A 16223-nucleotide genomic window follows, 5' to 3' on the forward strand; every position below is an offset into this window, starting at 1 on the left:
CGAGCCAGGGCGCTACGGCGGGGTTTCCGTGCTGCCCAGCGGACGGTTCCCGGTCTCGGGGTTGTCGACCCGTGAGAAGGATCTGCTGCAGATCACCGGACTGGACGCCGATCGTGCGGCGGAATTGGGGCAGGAGGCACTGGCGACCGCAGCGCTGGGGAAGCTCTCCGGGACGAGCTCACGCGGCAGCGGCAGGCAGAGCCACCGTCCTGCTGCGCTCTCGCTGTCCCAGGTGGTGACCATCGACAACCGGCCGTGGTTCTCCGCGGTGCCGGCTCAGGAGACGGAGACCGGGGATGTCGCTGCGCTCGCGGGGGACGTCCGCAGCGGTAACCGCCTGTCCATCGTCTACCGACGCAGCGGCGAGGACGCGACCACGCCGCGGATCGTCGACCCCTACGGGCTACTGAGCAGGGGAGGACGCTGGTACCTGGTCGCGGACCGCGACGGGACCCCGCGCATGTACGCCGTGGAACGACTGGCCTCCTGGGAGGTTGTCGATGCGCCGCGGCGGCTGCGTCCCTCGGAGACCCTGGAATCGGTGGTGGCTGAGCTGGCCCACAACCTCGAGCAGCCGCGGGAGACGACGGTTGTCACCGCCCATCTGAAGCGGGGGAGTCTGGATCTGGCACGGAGGATCGTCGGCTCACGGTTGATGACTGTCCGCGACGAGGGCGACGGCGACAACGAGGGCACAGAAAGTTCCGGCATCCTGCGCATCGAGATCGCCTATACGCAGGTGGAGGGTGTGCGGCAGCTGCTGCAGTTCGGCGACGACATCGAGGTCATCGCCCCGGAGGAGGCACGGCAGATCCTCGGGAGGCTGTCGCAGTCAGTGGCCACGCTCTACCGGGACGACGTCGATCCCGTGGAGACTGGCCGGCGCCGTTAGCCCGGTGACCTCCAGACCGTACAGGCCGGTGGCGCCCTCAGGAGCGTCGCCGATGAAGCGGACGGCCGCGCCGGGCAGCGGGACTGTGGTGCCGTCGGCGGGGAGCTGGAGCAGGTCCGCGAGGAATTGTGCGTCCTGCTCCGGGGATCCGCTGGCGACCAGCAGGGCACTGAGGTCCGGACGATCCGGGTCGAGCTCCTCACCCTGGGCGGCGCGGTGGTCAGCACGCATCTGGGCGATGACCTGGCGGGGTGGGTCATAGGCGATGAAGAAGGGCACGTGACCCGGGGTGTCGGGCAGGAAGACCTCGGTGAAACCGGCGTCCTGATCCTCGAAGCGCACGGTGTCGACGATGATCTCGTGGTCGGCGGCCCGGAGCCGTTCGATGGTGGCGTCGATGTCGGGGACGTTCACGGCGAAGGTCACAGCGCCTTCGCCGTTGCCACCGTCTGCGCTGAGTGCGTCGATGGACGGGCGGATGATCTCCAGGCCGCGGGCGTAGGTGGCCCCTTTGGTGGCGTCCCAGTCATCGACGGCGGCGAGCTCCACATAGCGCTCGTCGTCGATGCCCCAAGCCCCGTTGCGGAAACCGGGCATCGTGAGTGCTGCGTGGGTGGCGAGACCTGCCGCCTCATAGGAAGAAATGGCGGCATCGAGGTCAGAGACCCAGTGGATGAGGTGGTCGAAGGAAGCTGGTGGTGTGGTGGTCATGGACTCTGTGTAACACAGGGCCCACTAACTTCGGGCGTATTCGAACGGCCTCAGCTGTTGGACTCGGCCTTGTTCTTCTGGAACTGCTTGTAGGCGAGCCAGCCGACCAGGATGATCAGCAGCAGCGGCAGCAGCCTGAACACCGCGGCGACGGCTCCGGCAAAGGCGGTGCTGATCGCGACGATGGCGAGGACCAGGGTGACGACGCCGAGGATGGTCGCCCATCCCCAGCGGTCCTGGTCGGAGGCCCACCAGGCGCCGGCGCCTGAGATCGTGCCGAAGATGAGAGCGGTGATTGCTGTACCGAACATGTGTGTCCTTTCGTTGGGGCACGACACGGGGATGCAGCGGGTGACTACGATCGTGGCCATGGTTGACATCAGGTACAACGGCCCAGACCCTGAAAATGTTCCCTCCGATGTGCCCCTGGCCCTGGTGACCGGTGGCTCCCGCGGCATCGGCGCCGCCATCGTCGACGATCTCTCCCGTACTCACCGGGTCATCTCCTGGTCCAGTCAGGACGTCGACCTGCGCGACCCAGAGTCCATTGCTGCTGCCGTCGCCGAACTGCGCGACCCCGAGTCCGGCGGTCCGCTCAACCGCCTCGACGTCCTCGTCCACTCCGCCGGCCTTGCCCAGGAATCCCCGGTTGCCGAGACCTCCTGGGACACCTGGCAGGAGATCTTCGCCGTCAATGTCTTCGGCCTCGCCGAACTCACCCGGCTGCTGCTGCCCGCCCTTCGTGCCACCCACGGCACCGTCGTCGCCATCAACTCCGGCTCCGGCTACAAGTCCGGGGCTGGTCAGGGCCCGTACTCCGGGACTAAGTTCGCCCTGCGAGCCTTCACCGACGCCCTGCGCGAAGAGGAGCGGGGCACCGTCCGGGTCAGCTCCGTGCACCCGGGTCGGGTGGACACCGACATGCAGGTCGCCCTGCAGGCCGGTCGTGGCAACACCGACTACGACGGCGCGCTCTACGTGCGTCCCGAATCCATCGCCGCCGCAGTGCGTCTGGCCGTGGACACCACCGACGAGGCCATCGTCGAAGAGGTCAGCGTCCGACCGGTCCGCGGGTAACGGACAGCGGCGATGAAGGACTACTTCACCGGTGACTGCGCCCGTCGGATCGTCGAGGAGTACGGCCTCGAGCACCCGCAGGAATCCCTCGCCGCCATCGAGCAGACCACCCGGCGCTACACCGGTGAGTTCGCCATCCGCCCCTACCTCATGCGCTGGCCCAAGGAGACCATGGAGCAGGTGGAACAGTGGGCGGGATCCGACAGCCACAATGTGCGGCGGCTCGCCTCCGAGGGGATCCGGCCCCGGCTGCCGTGGCACTCGCAGCTCCCACAGTTCATCGAGGACCCCGAGCCGGTGATCCGCATCGTCAGCCGGCTCGTCGAGGACTCGTCGGTCTACGTCCGGACCTCGGTCGCGAACAACTTGAACGACATCTCCAAGGACCATCCCGAACTGGCGGTGGAGACCGCCTGTCGGTGGCTGGAGGATGCCGAGGACATACAGCGGGCGACCTGGGTCGTGACCAAGGGGCTGCGCGGGCTGATCAAGGCCGGACACCACGGTGCGCTGTCATTGATTGGTGCCGAGCCCGATCCGTCGATCGCGATCACCGATGTCGCACTGGACACGGACTCTCCGAAGGTGGGGGAGACGATGACGATCAGCGCCATGGTCGGCAACACCGGTGAGAATGCACGGGACGTGGTCGTCGACTACCAGGTGCATTACCGTTAGGCCGACGGGACGATGCGTCCGACGACGTTCAAGATGGGGCGCGTGACCGTCGAAGCTGGTGAGAGCGCGACCGTGTCGAAGAAGCACACCTTCAGGGTGGTGCAGACGCGCCGTTACCACCCGAGTGAGCAGGGGCTCACCGTCCAGGCGAACGGTGCTCCCACGGAGCTGGAGAATTTCACTCTTCTCGACGCAGACGACGCGATGTTTTAGCTCAGCGTGCGCCCGGGGCGAGGATGAAGATTGCGGTGCCGGGGAAGATCTCGCCGCGACGCTGTGACCACTGACCCCAGTCCGGGGTCCCTGGTGTCCACTCTGGTTCCACGAGATCCACCAGGGTCAGTCCCGCGGTAGTTACCGCATGGATCCAGTCGCCCATGGTGTGGTGGAACTCCGCGTAGCGCAGCTGCCCGACAGCAGGGGAGGACGCTGTGGCATCACCACCGTCTCCGTCGAACTCCAGGTAAGCGTCCTGGAAGTAGGGGATCTCGGCGGTGAGACTGTCCGGATCATCCGGGAATATCCATGCCGAGGGGTGGTTCACCGCGACCACCGCCCAGCCCTCTGGTGACAGCACCCGGGATACCTCCGACAGAGCGGCGGGAAGATCAGCGATGAAGGGGTAGGCGCCGAAGGAGGAGAACAGCCGGTCCACCGTGCCGGTGGCCAGCGGCAACTCGGCGGCGTCGGATTGGAGCAGGGACACTCCCGATCCCGGGGCCGCACGCTGCAACATACCCATCGATACATCCAGGCCGATGACATGTGCCTCGGTGGTCCGCGCCAACCACCCCGCACACGGCGCGGAACCGCAGCCAACCTCGACGACGGTGCGTCCTGCCAACTCTTCTGGATCGCCGAGCAGTCGAGCGTCGGCCTCGGTGAGTCGCTCCGGGCACCAGTGGAAGGTGTCGAGGTAGTCGGCGTGGTCGCTGTGGTAGCGCGCGGCGTCGCCGTCCCAGTGACGACGCTGAACCCCGCCGACCATACGGTTGGCGGGGTTCGGGGAGGGGTCGTCCGACATGCGGACGATACTACCGTGTGTCTTGAGGGGTGCTACTTCAGGATCTTGAAGGTCTTACCCAGCTGCAGCAGCGTGGACATGACAAGGGAGTAGGCGCGGGGCTTGAGGAACACCGGGCCACGGATCGGCAGGACGCGCTGGTCGGTGACGTTCTGGGTCTCGGTGTACTTCAGCAGGCCCTGCTTACCCTGGCGGCGGCCCTGACCGGACTCGCGGGTACCGCCCATCTCGTTGTCTACCGAGGCGAAGGCTGCGGCGTAACCGTCGTTGATGTTCACCGTGCCGGAGTAGATCCTCTCGGCGACACTGGTGGCCGTCTTCGTCGGGCCGAAGACCGAGGAGTTCAGACCGTAGTCGGTGTCGTTGGCCTTCTCGACGGCCTCGTCGTGGGACTCGACCTTCTCGACGTAGACGACCGGGCCGAAGACCTCGTCACGCTTGAGCATGACCTCGTCGGAGACGTCGGTGAACACGGTGGGCTCGTAGAAGTACGGGCCGAGGTCCGGGCGGGCCTTGCCGCCGGCGACCAGGGTCGCACCCTTGTCGACGGCATCGTCGACGAACTTCTCGACCGTGGACATCTGGCCGGCACCGACCAGGGAGCCCATCTCGACGTTCCAGTCGAAACCGGCGCCGAGCCGGAAGTCCTGGGTGGCCTTGCCGAACTTCTCGACGAACTCGTCGTAGACATCCTTGTGGGCGTAGATGCGCTCGATGGAGACACACAGCTGGCCGGAGTTCGAGAAGCAACCGGTCAGCACACCCGGCATGATCTTGTCGACGTTGGCGTCCTTGGTGACGATCATCGGGTTCTTCCCGCCCAGCTCGGCGGAGTAGCCGATCAGACGACGACCGGCGATCTCGCCGAGGTGCCTACCGGTCTCGGTGGAGCCGGTGAACATGAGGTAGTCGGCCTGTGCGGCGATACCTTCACCGACGATGCGGCCCGGGCCGGTGACCAGCTGGACGAGGTCGCGCGGCATACCTGCCTCGAAGAGGAACTTGTAGGCGATCAGGGCGGAGAACGGGGTGGACGAGTCTGGCTTGGCGACCAGGGCGTTACCAGCGGCCAGGGCCGGCAGGGAGTCGGAGACCGCCAGGGTCAGCGGGTAGTTCCAGGGGCTGATCTGGCCGATGACGCCCTTGGGGATGTGGCGCTCGGTGGACTTGGTGACGACCGGGATCGCACCGGCGCGACGCTTGGACTTGAGGATCTTGTGGGTCTGGTTGCCGTAGTAGCGGGCGGTGACTGCGCAGTGCATCAGCTCTTCGTAGGCGGAGTCACGGCTCTTGCCGGTCTCCAGCTGGATGACGTCCATCAACAGTTCACGGTTCTTCAGCAGAAGGTCGTGGAACTTCAGCAGGATCTTGCCGCGGGCGCGCGGGTCAACCTTCTCCCAGCGCTGCTGGGCGACGCGCGCGCGACGGAAGGCCTCGGTGACCTCTTCCTCGCCGCCGCGACCGACCCAGCCGATCGTCTCGCCGGTGAAGGGACCTTCGATCTCGAGACGGTCTCCACTGTCGCAGCTTCCGGTGGTGGCGTTGACAGTCAGCCCCCGCAGCTCTTCAGCGAGCGCTTCGGGAAGGGGGCCAAGTGAAAGGCGATTTTTCGACATGAGAATGACACTAACCCACTTGTCGGGGGCATGTTGTGGGTTTGTGGAACAAACAGGACAGAAGTTGGTCAGCCCCACTGCCACCGGGATGCGACAGGCACGGTGTCGGGTGGGGACGTCCAGCGGGAACGTCGGGCCGGAACCGCGGGCGGGAACACAGCGCGCTGCTCGCGCGTTGTTAGGGTGTATATCAGTCACCGTAGCTGTCGACGCCGCTCTTACGTCGGCGGACGACACCACGGGGGAGAAGTTGAACCTTGACGATAGGACAGGACGCACAGTGAGAAGTTCGAATCCATACATGAGTTCGCTGACGAAGGCCGAAGGCGAAGGTCAGCGCGGCCAGTCTGCGGCCTACCAGCAGGGTTACCAGTCTGCCGGTGGCCAGTGGGGTGGCCCGGGCCAGGACTCCCAGGGCTACCAGCAGTCGCCCAACTACGGCGCGTCGGCCGGTACCTCCGACCGTCCGATGACCATTGACGACGTCGTCACCAAGACGGGTATCACCCTGGCGGTCATCGTTGTCATGGCCGCGGTGAACTTCGCGATCGGTACCAGCAACCCGTCGCTGGCCATGACGCTGACCATGGTCGGTGCCATCGGTGGCCTGGTCGCCGTGCTCGTCTCCGCTTTCGGCAAGAAGTTCGGCTCCCCGGTCGTCACCCTGGTCTACGCGGCCTTCGAGGGCCTCTTCGTCGGTGGTTTCACCTACATCTTCGCTGGTGCCAATGTCGGCGGTGCCGACGGCGGCGCGCTGATCTTCCAGGCCGTGCTGGGCACCATGGGTGTCTTCGTGGGCATGCTGGTCGTCTACAAGACCGGAGCGATCCGGGTCACCCCGAAGTTCACCAAGATGCTGGTCGGCGCTCTGGTCGGCGTGCTGATCCTGGTGCTGGGCAACCTGGTGTACTCCCTGTTCACGGGTGAGGCCAGCATGCTGCGCGACGGCGGCCCGATCGCCATCATCTTCTCCCTGGTCTGCATCGGCCTGGCTGCGCTGAGCTTCCTTGTCGACTTCGACCAGGCGGACAAGCTGATCCGCGCCGGCGCCCCGTCCCGCTACGCCTGGGGTGTCGCCCTGGGGCTGGCGGTCACGCTGGTCTGGCTGTACACGGAGATCCTGCGTCTGCTGTCGTACTTCAACAACAATTAGGCAGACTGTGCCAGGATGGCACTCGCTGGCCCAGGCCAGTATCTGACCGGAACCGTCCGGTCCCGCAACTGTGACCGACAGCCGCCACGGCATGTGCCGTGGCGGCTGCGCTGTGTCTGGGTGTGTCTGAGCCCCGGGAGACATGGTCAGGTACGGAAGGTGCTGAGACGATACGGGGTAATCCGTCACACCTCTTCGCTTGCGATACCGTCCAGGAAAATGCTCTGAACTGCAGGTCTCAGTATATGGAAAACGCCGGAGGTGTGATGCATTGCCGAGCCGGGGATATCACGCATCCTGGGACGGGAAAACAGGAAGGGAGAGGGCAGGAATGCGAGAACCCGGCTCTCCCATCACTAGGGAGAGCCGGGTTGGCGTGGGGCCGGGCAGGGTCATCCGCCGATGACCGGCCAGCTGGTGTTGCATGGCCCGGCCGGCGTGGGCGGGGACAGCCTCGCTGTCGCCGTCGCGGGGGAATCCTACTGCTCGGCGCGGGGGATGTCGCGGTCCGGGTCGTAGGGCTCTGCCTTGACCAGGGTGACGGAGATGTCGATACCGGTGGGGCCCTGGTACTCCCGGGTCTCGCCTTCCTTGGCGCCGACCAGTGCGGCGCCCAGCGGGGCGTCGGTGGAGTAGGTCTCCAGGTCCGGGTTGGAGGACTCCAGGCCGCGGGTTCCGATCAGGAAGGTCTCCTTGTCGTCCTCGTCACCGTCGTAGTAGACGTGGACGACGGATCCGACCAGGGCCACACCGGACTCTGCCGGGGCCTGGCCGATGGTGGCGTTGTCCAGCAGCTCCTCGAGGTAGACAATGCGCGCCTCCTCCTGGCCCTGCTGCTCGCGGGCGGTGTGGTAGCCGGCGTTCTCCTTGAGATCGCCCTCTTCACGCCGCTCGTTGATTTCGGCGGCCAGCGCGGGACGGTTGGCCTTCAGCCCGGCCAGCTCGTCGTTCAGCCGGTCGAAGGATTCCTGGGTGAGCCAGGTCGTCTGGTTGTCTGCCATGAGCGTTCGTGTCCTCCTGCAGGTCGACCACAGTGTTGACCACAGAGTCGGTGAATGATGGTTGTTCAGTCGGGGCACAGTGTATCACTGGGCTCCGACTCGACCGGCGCATGGTGCGCCGGTGTTCCCGGGGAGGTCGGTGAGGTCTACTTGACGGACGGGGTGTCGACCGAGTCGTCCAGGTAGGACGGGAAGACCGTGGAGCAGCCGTAGACGTCACCAGCGACGGCGTTGGTGTGGGTCGGGACGTCGACGACCAGGCGGGTGGTGTCGCTGCCACCGGCGGCGACGACGGCCTCGCGGCGTCCGACCTCGGCCGTGGATTCATCGAGTGCGGTGATGATGCACAGCGCCGGCTTGTCGGAATCATCGCGGGTGATGTCGACGGTCAACCGCAGGGCGTCCTCGCCCTCGACCGCCTCGTATCCGGCGATGGTGCCGGAGGTGTCGCTGCTGGTGCTGTTGTTCCACTGGGAAAAAACGTAGATGCCGACGGCGACCGTGAAGATCACGATGCCGATCACGATGATTTTTCCGCTGACACCGTCGCTGCGCGCGGATCCGTAGGTCGCCTTGCTCATTCCTCCGATCGTATGCGGTGCGCTGCGGGGAGGGAAGTCGAGGTTGGTGTCCGGGGGAAGTTGTAGGCTGGGGAGCGTCGAGCACGATCGTGCGAACGGTGCGTTCAAGACGGTCAGATGACCGGCGCGCACCACTGCAGTGCAGCAGGAGAGACTGGAGAAGAGGTGCATCCGGTGACAGACCGTGGGCTGTCCGGCGACCGGGACCGAACGGGACTGCGTCTGCTGGCGATTCATGCGCACCCGGACGATGAGTCGAGCAAAGGGGCCGCCACCATGGCCCGTTACGCTCATGAAGGTGTGCAGGTCATGGTTCTCACGTGTACCGGGGGTGAGCGCGGCAGCATCCTGAACCCGGAGATGGACGTCCCCGGGGTCCTGGAGCGGATGAACGACATCCGGCTCGAGGAGATGGCGCAGGCCGCCCGGCACCTCGGGGTGTCCCACCGGTGGCTGGGGTACGTCGACTCGGGGCTGCCCGAGGGCGACCCGCTGCCACCGTTGCCGGAGGGCTGCTTCGCCCTGGCCGACACCGAGCAGGCCACCCTGGACATGACCCGGGTGATCAGGGAGTTCCGACCGCACGTGATCATCACCTACGACGAGAACGGCGGTTACCCACACCCCGACCACCTGAAGTCGCACGCGGTGAGCATGCGTGCCTACGATGCCGCTGCCGATGCGTCCTACCACCCGGAGATCGGGGAGCCGTGGGAGGTGCAGAAGGTGTACTACACCCACGGGTTCATCCGGCGTCGCTTCGAGTTGCTGGCCAAGGCGGATCTGGAGGAGGGTGACGGGCGGGCGTTCCGTGCTCTGGATCGGTGGCAGGATCTGCCGGACATCATGCCCCGGGTCACCACCCGTGTGGACTGTGCGGCCTGGTTCGACAAGCGGGATGACGCCCTTCGGGCCCACGCCACACAGATCGACCCGAATGGTCCGTTCTTCGCGGTTCCCACGGAGGTGCAGCAGCGTATCTGGCCCACCGAGGAGTTCGAGCTCGCCCGCTCCAGGGTGCATGCGCCGCTGCCGGAGGACGATCTTTTCGCCGGTGTCACCGCCGACGGTAAGGTTTGATGTATGTCGCAGGTTTCCCCGTTCGTATCCACTGTCTCCGTCCTTGCCCAGGAGCAGGTCCACGATGGTCCGCAGGGCCCCGAGTTCGGCAAGGCAGCCCCGGTCGGCCTGCTGGTCATCGTCGGCCTGCTGGTGGCGATTCTGGCGATCGGTGTGTTCTTCAACCGGCGGATGAAGAAAATGAAGCAGCGTCAGCTCTTCGCTGAGCTCCACGGGTTGGACCCCTTCGACATCGACGCCATCGACCGTCGCATGGCCCAGGAGGGGGCGGTGTCGGGACGCTCCGTCGCGGCCACCGACGCCACGTTGGACGCTTCGTTGGATGCCTCCGTCGGCGACGAGAACCGTCTCTACGGGCCGGACGCATTGAGCGCGACCCTGGCCGAGCAGCAGGCAGCGGACGGTAACGAGGATGTCGACAACGAGGACCCGGCTGCGGACCCGTCCACCACCGACCCCTCCAAGGACGCACCCCGGTGATTCTCTACACCCTCTACGAGCGGCGACTGCAGCGGCAGCTGCGAGGTCGGAACCGTCCCAAGCATGTCGCGATCATGTGTGACGGGAACCGCCGTTGGGCGAAGGAGAATGGTTTCACCGACGTCTCCCACGGGCACCGGGTGGGGGCGAAGAAGATCGTCGAGGTCGTCGACTGGTGCGATGAGCAGGACATCGAGGCTGTCACCGTCTACCTGCTGAGCACCGAGAACCTGCGGCGCAGCGCCGAGGAACTCGGCCTGCTGATGGGCATCATCGGGGATGTCTCCGATGAACTCGCCGCGGCGAAGGGAAAGTTCCGCCTGCACGTCATGGGGCGCATGGAACTGTTGCCCGAGGAGCTGCGCGAGCGGATGGTGCAGGCCGAGGCCCGCACGTCCAACCACGACGGTGTGCACGTCAACGTCGCCGTCGGTTACGGCGGACGCCAGGAGATCGTCGACGCCGTCCAGAACCTCGTCGACGAGCTCGCGTCCAAGGGCATCGAGGCTGCCGAGATGAGCACCCACATCACTGATGAGGCGATCGGTGACCACCTGTACACCTCCGGCCAGCCGGATCCGGACCTGGTCATCAGGACGTCCGGCGAGCAGCGGTTGTCCGGCTTCCTGCTCTGGCAGTCGGCCTACTCCGAGATCTGGTTCACCGACACCTACTGGCCGGCGTTCCGGCGTCTGGACTTCCTGCGCGCCCTGCGTGATTTCAGCGGTCGACAGCGCCGTTTCGGCAAGTAGTCGGGCCGGCAACCGGCCCTAGATCTTGCGCATCCGGACCGACTCCACCAGGTGGTCCGGTCCTTTGTGCATCACCAGCGACGCCCGCACGCGGGTCGGCAGGATGTTCTCCACCAGGTTCGGCAGGTTCACCGTCTGCCAGATCTCCCGGGCCACGACCCGGGCATCCTCGTCGGAGAGGCTGGCGTAGTAGTGGAAGTGGGCACCGGGCTGGCGGAAAGCAGTGTTCTTCAGCTTCAGGAAGCGCTCGACGTACCAGCGTTCGATGTCCCCCCGGTCGGCGTCGACGTACACCGAGAAGTCGAAGAGGTCCGAGACCATCAGGGTCGGACCGGTCTGCAGCACATTGAGTCCCTCGACGATGAGGATGTCGGGGCGGTCCACGGTGTGTACCTCGTCCAGGCGGTCGTACTTCTCGTGGGAGTACACCGGCGCCGGCACGGACGGGGCGCCGGACTTCACCGCGGTGACGAACTTCAGCAGTGCCTTCTGGTCGTAGCTCTCCGGGTAGCCCTTGCGTCCCATCATATGGCGGCGGTTGAGTTCGCTCGCCGGGTAGAGGAAGCCGTCGGTGGTGATCAGGTCCACGCGCGGCCGCGACTCCCATCGCTGGAGCAGCACCTGAAGCAGTCGGGCGGTGGTGGATTTTCCGACGGCGACGGAGCCGGAGACACCGATGATGAACGGCACGTGGGGCATGTCCTCGCCGAGGAAGGTCTCGGTGGCGTCGTTGAGCCGCCGCATCGCCTGGAACCGAAGGTCGATCAGGCGGGACAGCGGAAGGTAGACCTCGCTGACCTCGTCTATGTCGATGTCTTCCCCGACACCGCGTAACTCCTCCAGCTCGGCGGGGCTGAGCACCTGCGGCATCGACTTGCGCAGGGTCTGCCACTGTGAGCGGTCGAGTTCGATGTACGGAGAGTGGTCGCCGGGGACGGAGGGAGCGGACATGGGGGCTATTGTGCTCCTTTGCGGGGTATTCGACTAATCTGAGATACGACTGCCCATCTCCACCCTGTTCCACCACGGCCAACGTGAAAGGCGATCCCACCCTATGAGTCAGACGAATCACCCGGACCAGTCCCAGCACAACGCTGACCTGAACGATTTCGATCCGGAGGTGGCCGCGGCCATCGCCGGTGAGCTGTCCCGCCAGCGCGACACGCTCGAGATGATCGCCAGTGAGAACTTTGTCCCGCGGGCCGTACTCCAGGCGCAGGGCTCCGTGCTGACCAACAAGTACGCCGAGGGTTACCCGGGTCGCCGTTACTACGGCGGTTGCGAAAACGTCGACATCATCGAGGACCTCGCCCGTGACCGTGCGAAGGCCGTGTTCGGCGCGAAGTACGCCAACGTGCAGCCGCACTCCGGTGCCCAGGCCAACGCCGCGGTGCTGATGGCCCTGGCCAACCCGGGTGACAAGATCCTGGGGCTGTCCCTGGCCCATGGTGGTCACCTGACCCACGGTATGAAGCTGAACTTCTCCGGCAAGCTGTACGACGTCGCCGCCTACGAGGTCGACCCGGAGACCTTCCGGATCGACATGGACAAGGTCCGTGAGCAGGCCATCAAGGAGAAGCCGCAGGTCATCATCGGCGGCTGGTCGGCCTACCCGCGCCACCAGGATTTCGCTGCCTTCCGCGAGATCGCCGACGAGGTCGGTGCGAAGCTGTGGGTGGACATGGCCCACTTCGCCGGTCTCGTCGCCGCCGACCTGCACCCGAGCCCGGTGCCCTACGCCGACGTCACCTCCACCACCGTGCACAAGACCCTGGGTGGTCCGCGTTCCGGCATGATCGTGACCAATGACCTGGACCTGCACAAGAAGCTGAACTCCGCAGTCTTCCCGGGCCAGCAGGGTGGTCCGCTGATGCACGTGATCGCCGCCAAGGCCGTGGCCATGAAGGTCGCCCAGACCGATGACTTCCGTGACCGTCAGGCCCGCACCCTGGAAGGCGCGAAAATCGTCGCCGAGCGTCTGACCGGTAAGGACGCCGTGGATGCCGGTGTGCAGGTTCTCACCGGTGGCACCGACGTGCACCTGGTGCTCGCGGACCTGCGCAACTCCGAGCTCAACGGTCAGGATGCCGAGGATCTGCTGCACGAGGTGGGCATCACCGTCAACCGCAACGCCGTGCCGTTCGACCCGCGTCCGCCGATGGTCACCTCCGGCCTGCGTATCGGTACCTCCGCCCTGGCCTCCCGTGGCCTGGACGCCGCCGCCTTCACCGAGGTCGCCGACGTCATCGGTACCGCCCTGGCGCAGGGGAAGTCCGCCGACACCGCTGCACTGCGTGCCCGTGTCGACAAGGTCGCCGCGGAGTTCCCGCTGTACCCGGGCCTGGAAGACTGGAAGCTGGCTTAGCTGAGGACCTGAGCACAGACCTTGTGCCCAGACCCTGGGCTCGGCCGCTGAACCAGGGGACGGGGTTGGACTAGGCTGGGGTGCCATGAATGACACCCAGCGGGCCCTGATCGTCGTCGACGTCCAGAAGGACTTCTGTCCGGGGGGATCCCTGGCCACCGACAAGGGTGCCGAGGTCGCTGCCGCCATCACCGCACACCTGCGTTCGCAGGGTGACAGGGATGGCGGTTCCTCGTATGACGTGGTTGTCGGGACGAAGGACTGGCACATCGACCCGGCGGGGCACTTCGCACCCGAGGGCACCGAGCCGGATTTCCAGGAGACCTGGCCGGTGCACTGCGTGGTCGGCAGCCCGGGTGCGGAGGTGCACGAAGGATTGGACACCTCCCTGATCGACGCCTGGTTCCTCAAGGGGGAGTACACCGCGGCCTACTCCGGTTTCGAGGGGCACCTGGAGGGTGCCGACGGCACCGATGGCGCCGACGGCACAGACGGCACTTATGGCACCGCTGACGAGCCTGCCCTGTTGGCGGACTGGTTGCGCGCCCGGGGGATCCGTGAGGTGGCGGTGTGCGGTATCGCCACGGACTTCTGTGTGCGCGCCACAGCGCTGGACGCGGTGGCCGAAGGGTTCGAGGTGGAGTTGCTCAGCGAGTTGTGTTCCCCGGTGTCTGTCACCGGGGCGGCGATGGCGGTCGACCAGATGGCGATTGTCGGGGTCCAGGTGCGCTGAGCGAGATAGATTCAGAGGCTATGAGCCTTGTCGACATTCACACTGACCAGGGCGTCCGGACCATCACGATCAACCGTCCGGACGCCTACAACTCCCTCAACCGCGATCTGCGCCTGGCGCTGATCGACGCCTTTACCGCTGCGGCAACCGACTCCGCCGCCGGTGGGGAGGTCCGTGTCGTCGTCGTGGCGGCCTCCGGCAAGGCGTTCTGTTCCGGACAGGACCTCAAGGAACAACTGACGGATGCCAAGGAGGGCACCGGTGCCGACAAGGTGACCGCCGAGTACAACCCGATGATGGCTGCCCTGCTGTCCATCCCGGTTCCGGTCATCGCCGCCATCCAGGGCCCGGCCGCCGGGGCCGGCTGGGGGATCACCATGGCGTGCGATTTCCGGGTGATGGCGTCCACCGCCAGTCTCAAGGGAGCTTTCAGCGGTGTCGGGTTGGCCACGGACAGTGGGCTGTCCCGGTCGTTGACCGACGCGGTGGGCCAGGCGAAAGCCCTGGAACTGCTGCTGTTGGACGAGAAGATCCCGGCGTCCGACGCGGCCGCCCTCGGTATCGTGACCTCGGTGGTGGAGCCGGACGAACTCGATGGTGCTGTGGCGGCGTTGGCAGCGCGTTTCGCGGGCGGCCCCACGGCGTCCTACCGGGAGATCAAGGTGCTGGTGCGCGACGCTGAGGCGGTGAACACCCGTGCCGACGAGGAGGGGGACGCACAGTTGCGTCTGTTCCGCACCGCAGACCATGTGGAGGCGATGGCGGCCTTCCTGGAGAAGCGTGCACCGCAGTTCCGCGGGGAGTAGGCGCGGAAGTTCACAGGAGCCGCAGCAGTCCTCAGCGGAACCCCCAGCGCAGGCCCCAGCGGCCCCGGGGAGACGACGAACGACCCGAACCGAGCATGAAACCCGTGAATCCTCGGATTCAGCGGGACGATGCTCAGTTCGGGTCGTTCTGTGACGGTGGGGGAGTTACTTCTCGCCCTTGGCCAGCTTGCGGGAGATGATCTCCAGCATGATCTCGTTCGGGCCACCGTAGATCGGCTGGACGCGGGAGTCCAGGTAGTGGGTGGAGATCGGGTACTCGAGCATGAAGCCGTAGCCACCGTGCAGCTGGACGGCCTGGTTGACGACCTTGATCTGCAGCTCGGTGGTCAGGTACTTGGCCATCGACGCGGTGGTCTCGTCCAGCTCGCCCTTGACCTTGGCCTCGACGGCGGCGTCGACGAAGGACTGCGCGGACTGGATCTCGGTGGCCATCTTGGCCAGCTCCCAGCGGTAGGCCTGGTGGTCGACCAGACGGTTGCCGAAGGTCTTGCGCTCCTGGGAGTGCTTGTAGACCAGGTCGAAGGCACGGCGGGAGGTGGCGATGGAACCAACGGCGATGGAGACGCGCTCCTGGGCCAGGTTGGTACGCAGGTAACCGAAGCCGGCACCCTCTTCGCCCAGCAGGTTCTCGGCGGGGACCTTGACGTCCTCGAAGGACAGCTCAGCGGTGTCCTGGGCCTTCAGTCCGACCTTCTTCAGCGGAGCGGCCTTGGTGTAGCCTTCCATGCCCTCTTCGACGATGAGCAGGGAGACACCGGCACGGCCCTTGGACGGGTCGGTGATGGCGACGACGATGGTGAAGTCGGCCTGGATGCCGTTGGAGATGAAGGTCTTGGAGCCGTTGAGGACGTAGTTACCGTCCTCGTCCTTCGGGGCGGTGGAGCGGATGCCGGCCAGGTCGGCACCGGCGCCCGGCTCGGTCATCGCGATGGCGGCAATCTTGTCACCGGCGCACAGTGGACGCAGGAAGCGCTCCTTCTGCTCGTCGTTGGCGAAGCGCTCGAGGTAGGGGATGACCAGGTCGTTGATCACCTGGAGGGAGACGATGACCGAACCACAGTCGGCTTCGGCGAGCTCCTCGGAGAGGATGGCGTTGAAGCGGTAGTCGGGCATGCCGCCGCCACCGAACTCCTCGGGGGAGGTGATACCGAGCAGGCCGAGGTCGCCGGCTGCCTTGAACATGGAGCGGTCGCTGTAGCCCTGCTCGTGCCAGCGGTCGACGTGGGGACGAACCTCGGTCTCGACGAAGCCCT

General features: G+C 66.0%; 19 protein-coding genes. 11 read left to right on the forward strand and 8 right to left on the reverse strand.

Going from position 1 to position 16223, the window contains the following annotated elements:
• Positions 1–892 (forward strand): helix-turn-helix transcriptional regulator (locus tag ACTXPP_RS13050; RefSeq protein ID WP_443342522.1); only part of this gene is annotated, 892 nt, incomplete at its 5' end.
• On the opposite strand, the gene ACTXPP_RS13055 is transcribed toward ACTXPP_RS13050, so the two are convergent.
• Positions 833–1603 (reverse strand): VOC family protein, encoded by a 771-nt coding sequence (locus ACTXPP_RS13055; RefSeq protein ID WP_301496868.1) that lies wholly within the window; start codon positions 1601–1603, stop codon positions 833–835. The genes ACTXPP_RS13050 and ACTXPP_RS13055 overlap by 60 nt on opposite strands.
• Positions 1604–1653: 50 nt before the next feature.
• Positions 1654–1914, reverse strand: coding sequence for a hypothetical protein (locus tag ACTXPP_RS13060; protein WP_301496870.1), 261 nt, complete (start codon positions 1912–1914; stop codon positions 1654–1656).
• A gap of 58 nt (positions 1915–1972) precedes the next feature.
• On the opposite strand from ACTXPP_RS13060, the gene ACTXPP_RS13065 reads away from it, so the two are divergent.
• Genes ACTXPP_RS13065 through ACTXPP_RS13075 form a run of 3 tightly spaced genes read left to right on the forward strand, consistent with a single transcriptional unit; the run spans position 1973 to position 3571 of the window.
• Positions 1973–2680, forward strand: a complete 708-nt coding sequence (locus tag ACTXPP_RS13065) for an SDR family oxidoreductase (RefSeq protein WP_301496872.1) — start codon at positions 1973–1975, stop codon at positions 2678–2680.
• A gap of 12 nt (positions 2681–2692) precedes the next feature.
• Complete coding sequence (locus tag ACTXPP_RS13070; RefSeq protein WP_443342523.1) at positions 2693–3358, forward strand: DNA alkylation repair protein; 666 nt, start codon at positions 2693–2695, stop codon at positions 3356–3358.
• Positions 3359–3370: 12 nt separating this feature from the next.
• Positions 3371–3571, forward strand: coding sequence for a YhaZ family DNA alkylation repair protein (locus ACTXPP_RS13075; RefSeq protein ID WP_504430078.1), 201 nt, complete (start codon positions 3371–3373; stop codon positions 3569–3571).
• 1 nt (position 3572) lies between these two features.
• Here the strand turns inward: ACTXPP_RS13075 and ACTXPP_RS13080 are convergent, their stop codons facing one another.
• Together ACTXPP_RS13080 and ACTXPP_RS13085 are read right to left on the reverse strand one after the other, a co-directional pair.
• On the reverse strand, positions 3573–4382 hold the full coding sequence (locus ACTXPP_RS13080) for a class I SAM-dependent methyltransferase (protein ID WP_443342526.1): 810 nt from the start codon (positions 4380–4382) through the stop codon (positions 3573–3575).
• 32 nt (positions 4383–4414) lie between these two features.
• On the reverse strand, positions 4415–5998 hold the full coding sequence (locus ACTXPP_RS13085; protein WP_301496879.1) for a succinic semialdehyde dehydrogenase: 1584 nt from the start codon (positions 5996–5998) through the stop codon (positions 4415–4417).
• A 280-nt stretch (positions 5999–6278) separates the two neighbouring features.
• Here ACTXPP_RS13085 and ACTXPP_RS13090 point away from each other — a divergent pair, with 280 nt between their 5' ends.
• Positions 6279–7151 (forward strand): Bax inhibitor-1/YccA family protein, encoded by an 873-nt coding sequence (locus ACTXPP_RS13090; RefSeq protein ID WP_301496881.1) that lies wholly within the window; start codon positions 6279–6281, stop codon positions 7149–7151.
• 479 nt (positions 7152–7630) lie between these two features.
• Here ACTXPP_RS13090 and greA read toward each other — a convergent pair whose 3' ends face one another.
• Together greA and ACTXPP_RS13100 are read right to left on the reverse strand one after the other, a co-directional pair.
• Positions 7631–8152 (reverse strand): transcription elongation factor GreA, encoded by a 522-nt coding sequence (gene greA, locus ACTXPP_RS13095; protein ID WP_301496883.1) that lies wholly within the window; start codon positions 8150–8152, stop codon positions 7631–7633.
• A gap of 146 nt (positions 8153–8298) precedes the next feature.
• Positions 8299–8733: a DUF4307 domain-containing protein gene (locus ACTXPP_RS13100; protein WP_443342528.1), complete on the reverse strand. Its 435-nt coding sequence runs from the start codon at positions 8731–8733 to the stop codon at positions 8299–8301.
• Positions 8734–8907: 174 nt separating this feature from the next.
• On the opposite strand from ACTXPP_RS13100, the gene mca reads away from it, so the two are divergent.
• From mca to ACTXPP_RS13115, 3 genes are read left to right on the forward strand one after another with little or no spacing between them, the layout of a single operon-like run.
• Complete coding sequence (gene mca, locus ACTXPP_RS13105; protein ID WP_301497275.1) at positions 8908–9813, forward strand: mycothiol conjugate amidase Mca; 906 nt, start codon at positions 8908–8910, stop codon at positions 9811–9813.
• Positions 9814–9816: 3 nt separating this feature from the next.
• Entirely contained in the window at positions 9817–10293 is a 477-nt protein-coding gene (locus tag ACTXPP_RS13110; protein ID WP_443342529.1) for a hypothetical protein, read from the forward strand.
• On the forward strand, positions 10290–11045 hold the full coding sequence (locus tag ACTXPP_RS13115; RefSeq protein WP_301497272.1) for an isoprenyl transferase: 756 nt from the start codon (positions 10290–10292) through the stop codon (positions 11043–11045). The genes ACTXPP_RS13110 and ACTXPP_RS13115 overlap by 4 nt, the downstream gene beginning before the upstream one ends.
• Positions 11046–11063: 18 nt before the next feature.
• Here the strand turns inward: ACTXPP_RS13115 and coaA are convergent, their stop codons facing one another.
• On the reverse strand, positions 11064–11996 hold the full coding sequence (gene coaA, locus ACTXPP_RS13120) for a type I pantothenate kinase (protein ID WP_301497270.1): 933 nt from the start codon (positions 11994–11996) through the stop codon (positions 11064–11066).
• Between the two features lie 103 nt (positions 11997–12099).
• Here coaA and glyA point away from each other — a divergent pair, with 103 nt between their 5' ends.
• The 3 genes from glyA to ACTXPP_RS13135 all read left to right on the forward strand — a co-directional run bounded on the left by glyA (position 12100) and on the right by ACTXPP_RS13135 (position 14949).
• Positions 12100–13410: a serine hydroxymethyltransferase gene (glyA, locus tag ACTXPP_RS13125; protein WP_301497268.1), complete on the forward strand. Its 1311-nt coding sequence runs from the start codon at positions 12100–12102 to the stop codon at positions 13408–13410.
• Positions 13411–13495: 85 nt separating this feature from the next.
• Positions 13496–14143: an isochorismatase family protein gene (locus ACTXPP_RS13130; RefSeq protein WP_301497266.1), complete on the forward strand. Its 648-nt coding sequence runs from the start codon at positions 13496–13498 to the stop codon at positions 14141–14143.
• A 20-nt stretch (positions 14144–14163) separates the two neighbouring features.
• Complete coding sequence (locus ACTXPP_RS13135; RefSeq protein ID WP_301497264.1) at positions 14164–14949, forward strand: enoyl-CoA hydratase/isomerase family protein; 786 nt, start codon at positions 14164–14166, stop codon at positions 14947–14949.
• 165 nt (positions 14950–15114) lie between these two features.
• Here the strand turns inward: ACTXPP_RS13135 and ACTXPP_RS13140 are convergent.
• A partial coding sequence (locus ACTXPP_RS13140) for an acyl-CoA dehydrogenase family protein (RefSeq protein WP_443342531.1) occupies positions 15115–16223 on the reverse strand: 1109 nt, incomplete at its 5' end.

The sequence above is a fragment of the Candidatus Corynebacterium faecigallinarum genome, from assembly GCF_052264515.1.
Taxonomy (GTDB): domain Bacteria; phylum Actinomycetota; class Actinomycetes; order Mycobacteriales; family Mycobacteriaceae; genus Corynebacterium; species Corynebacterium faecigallinarum.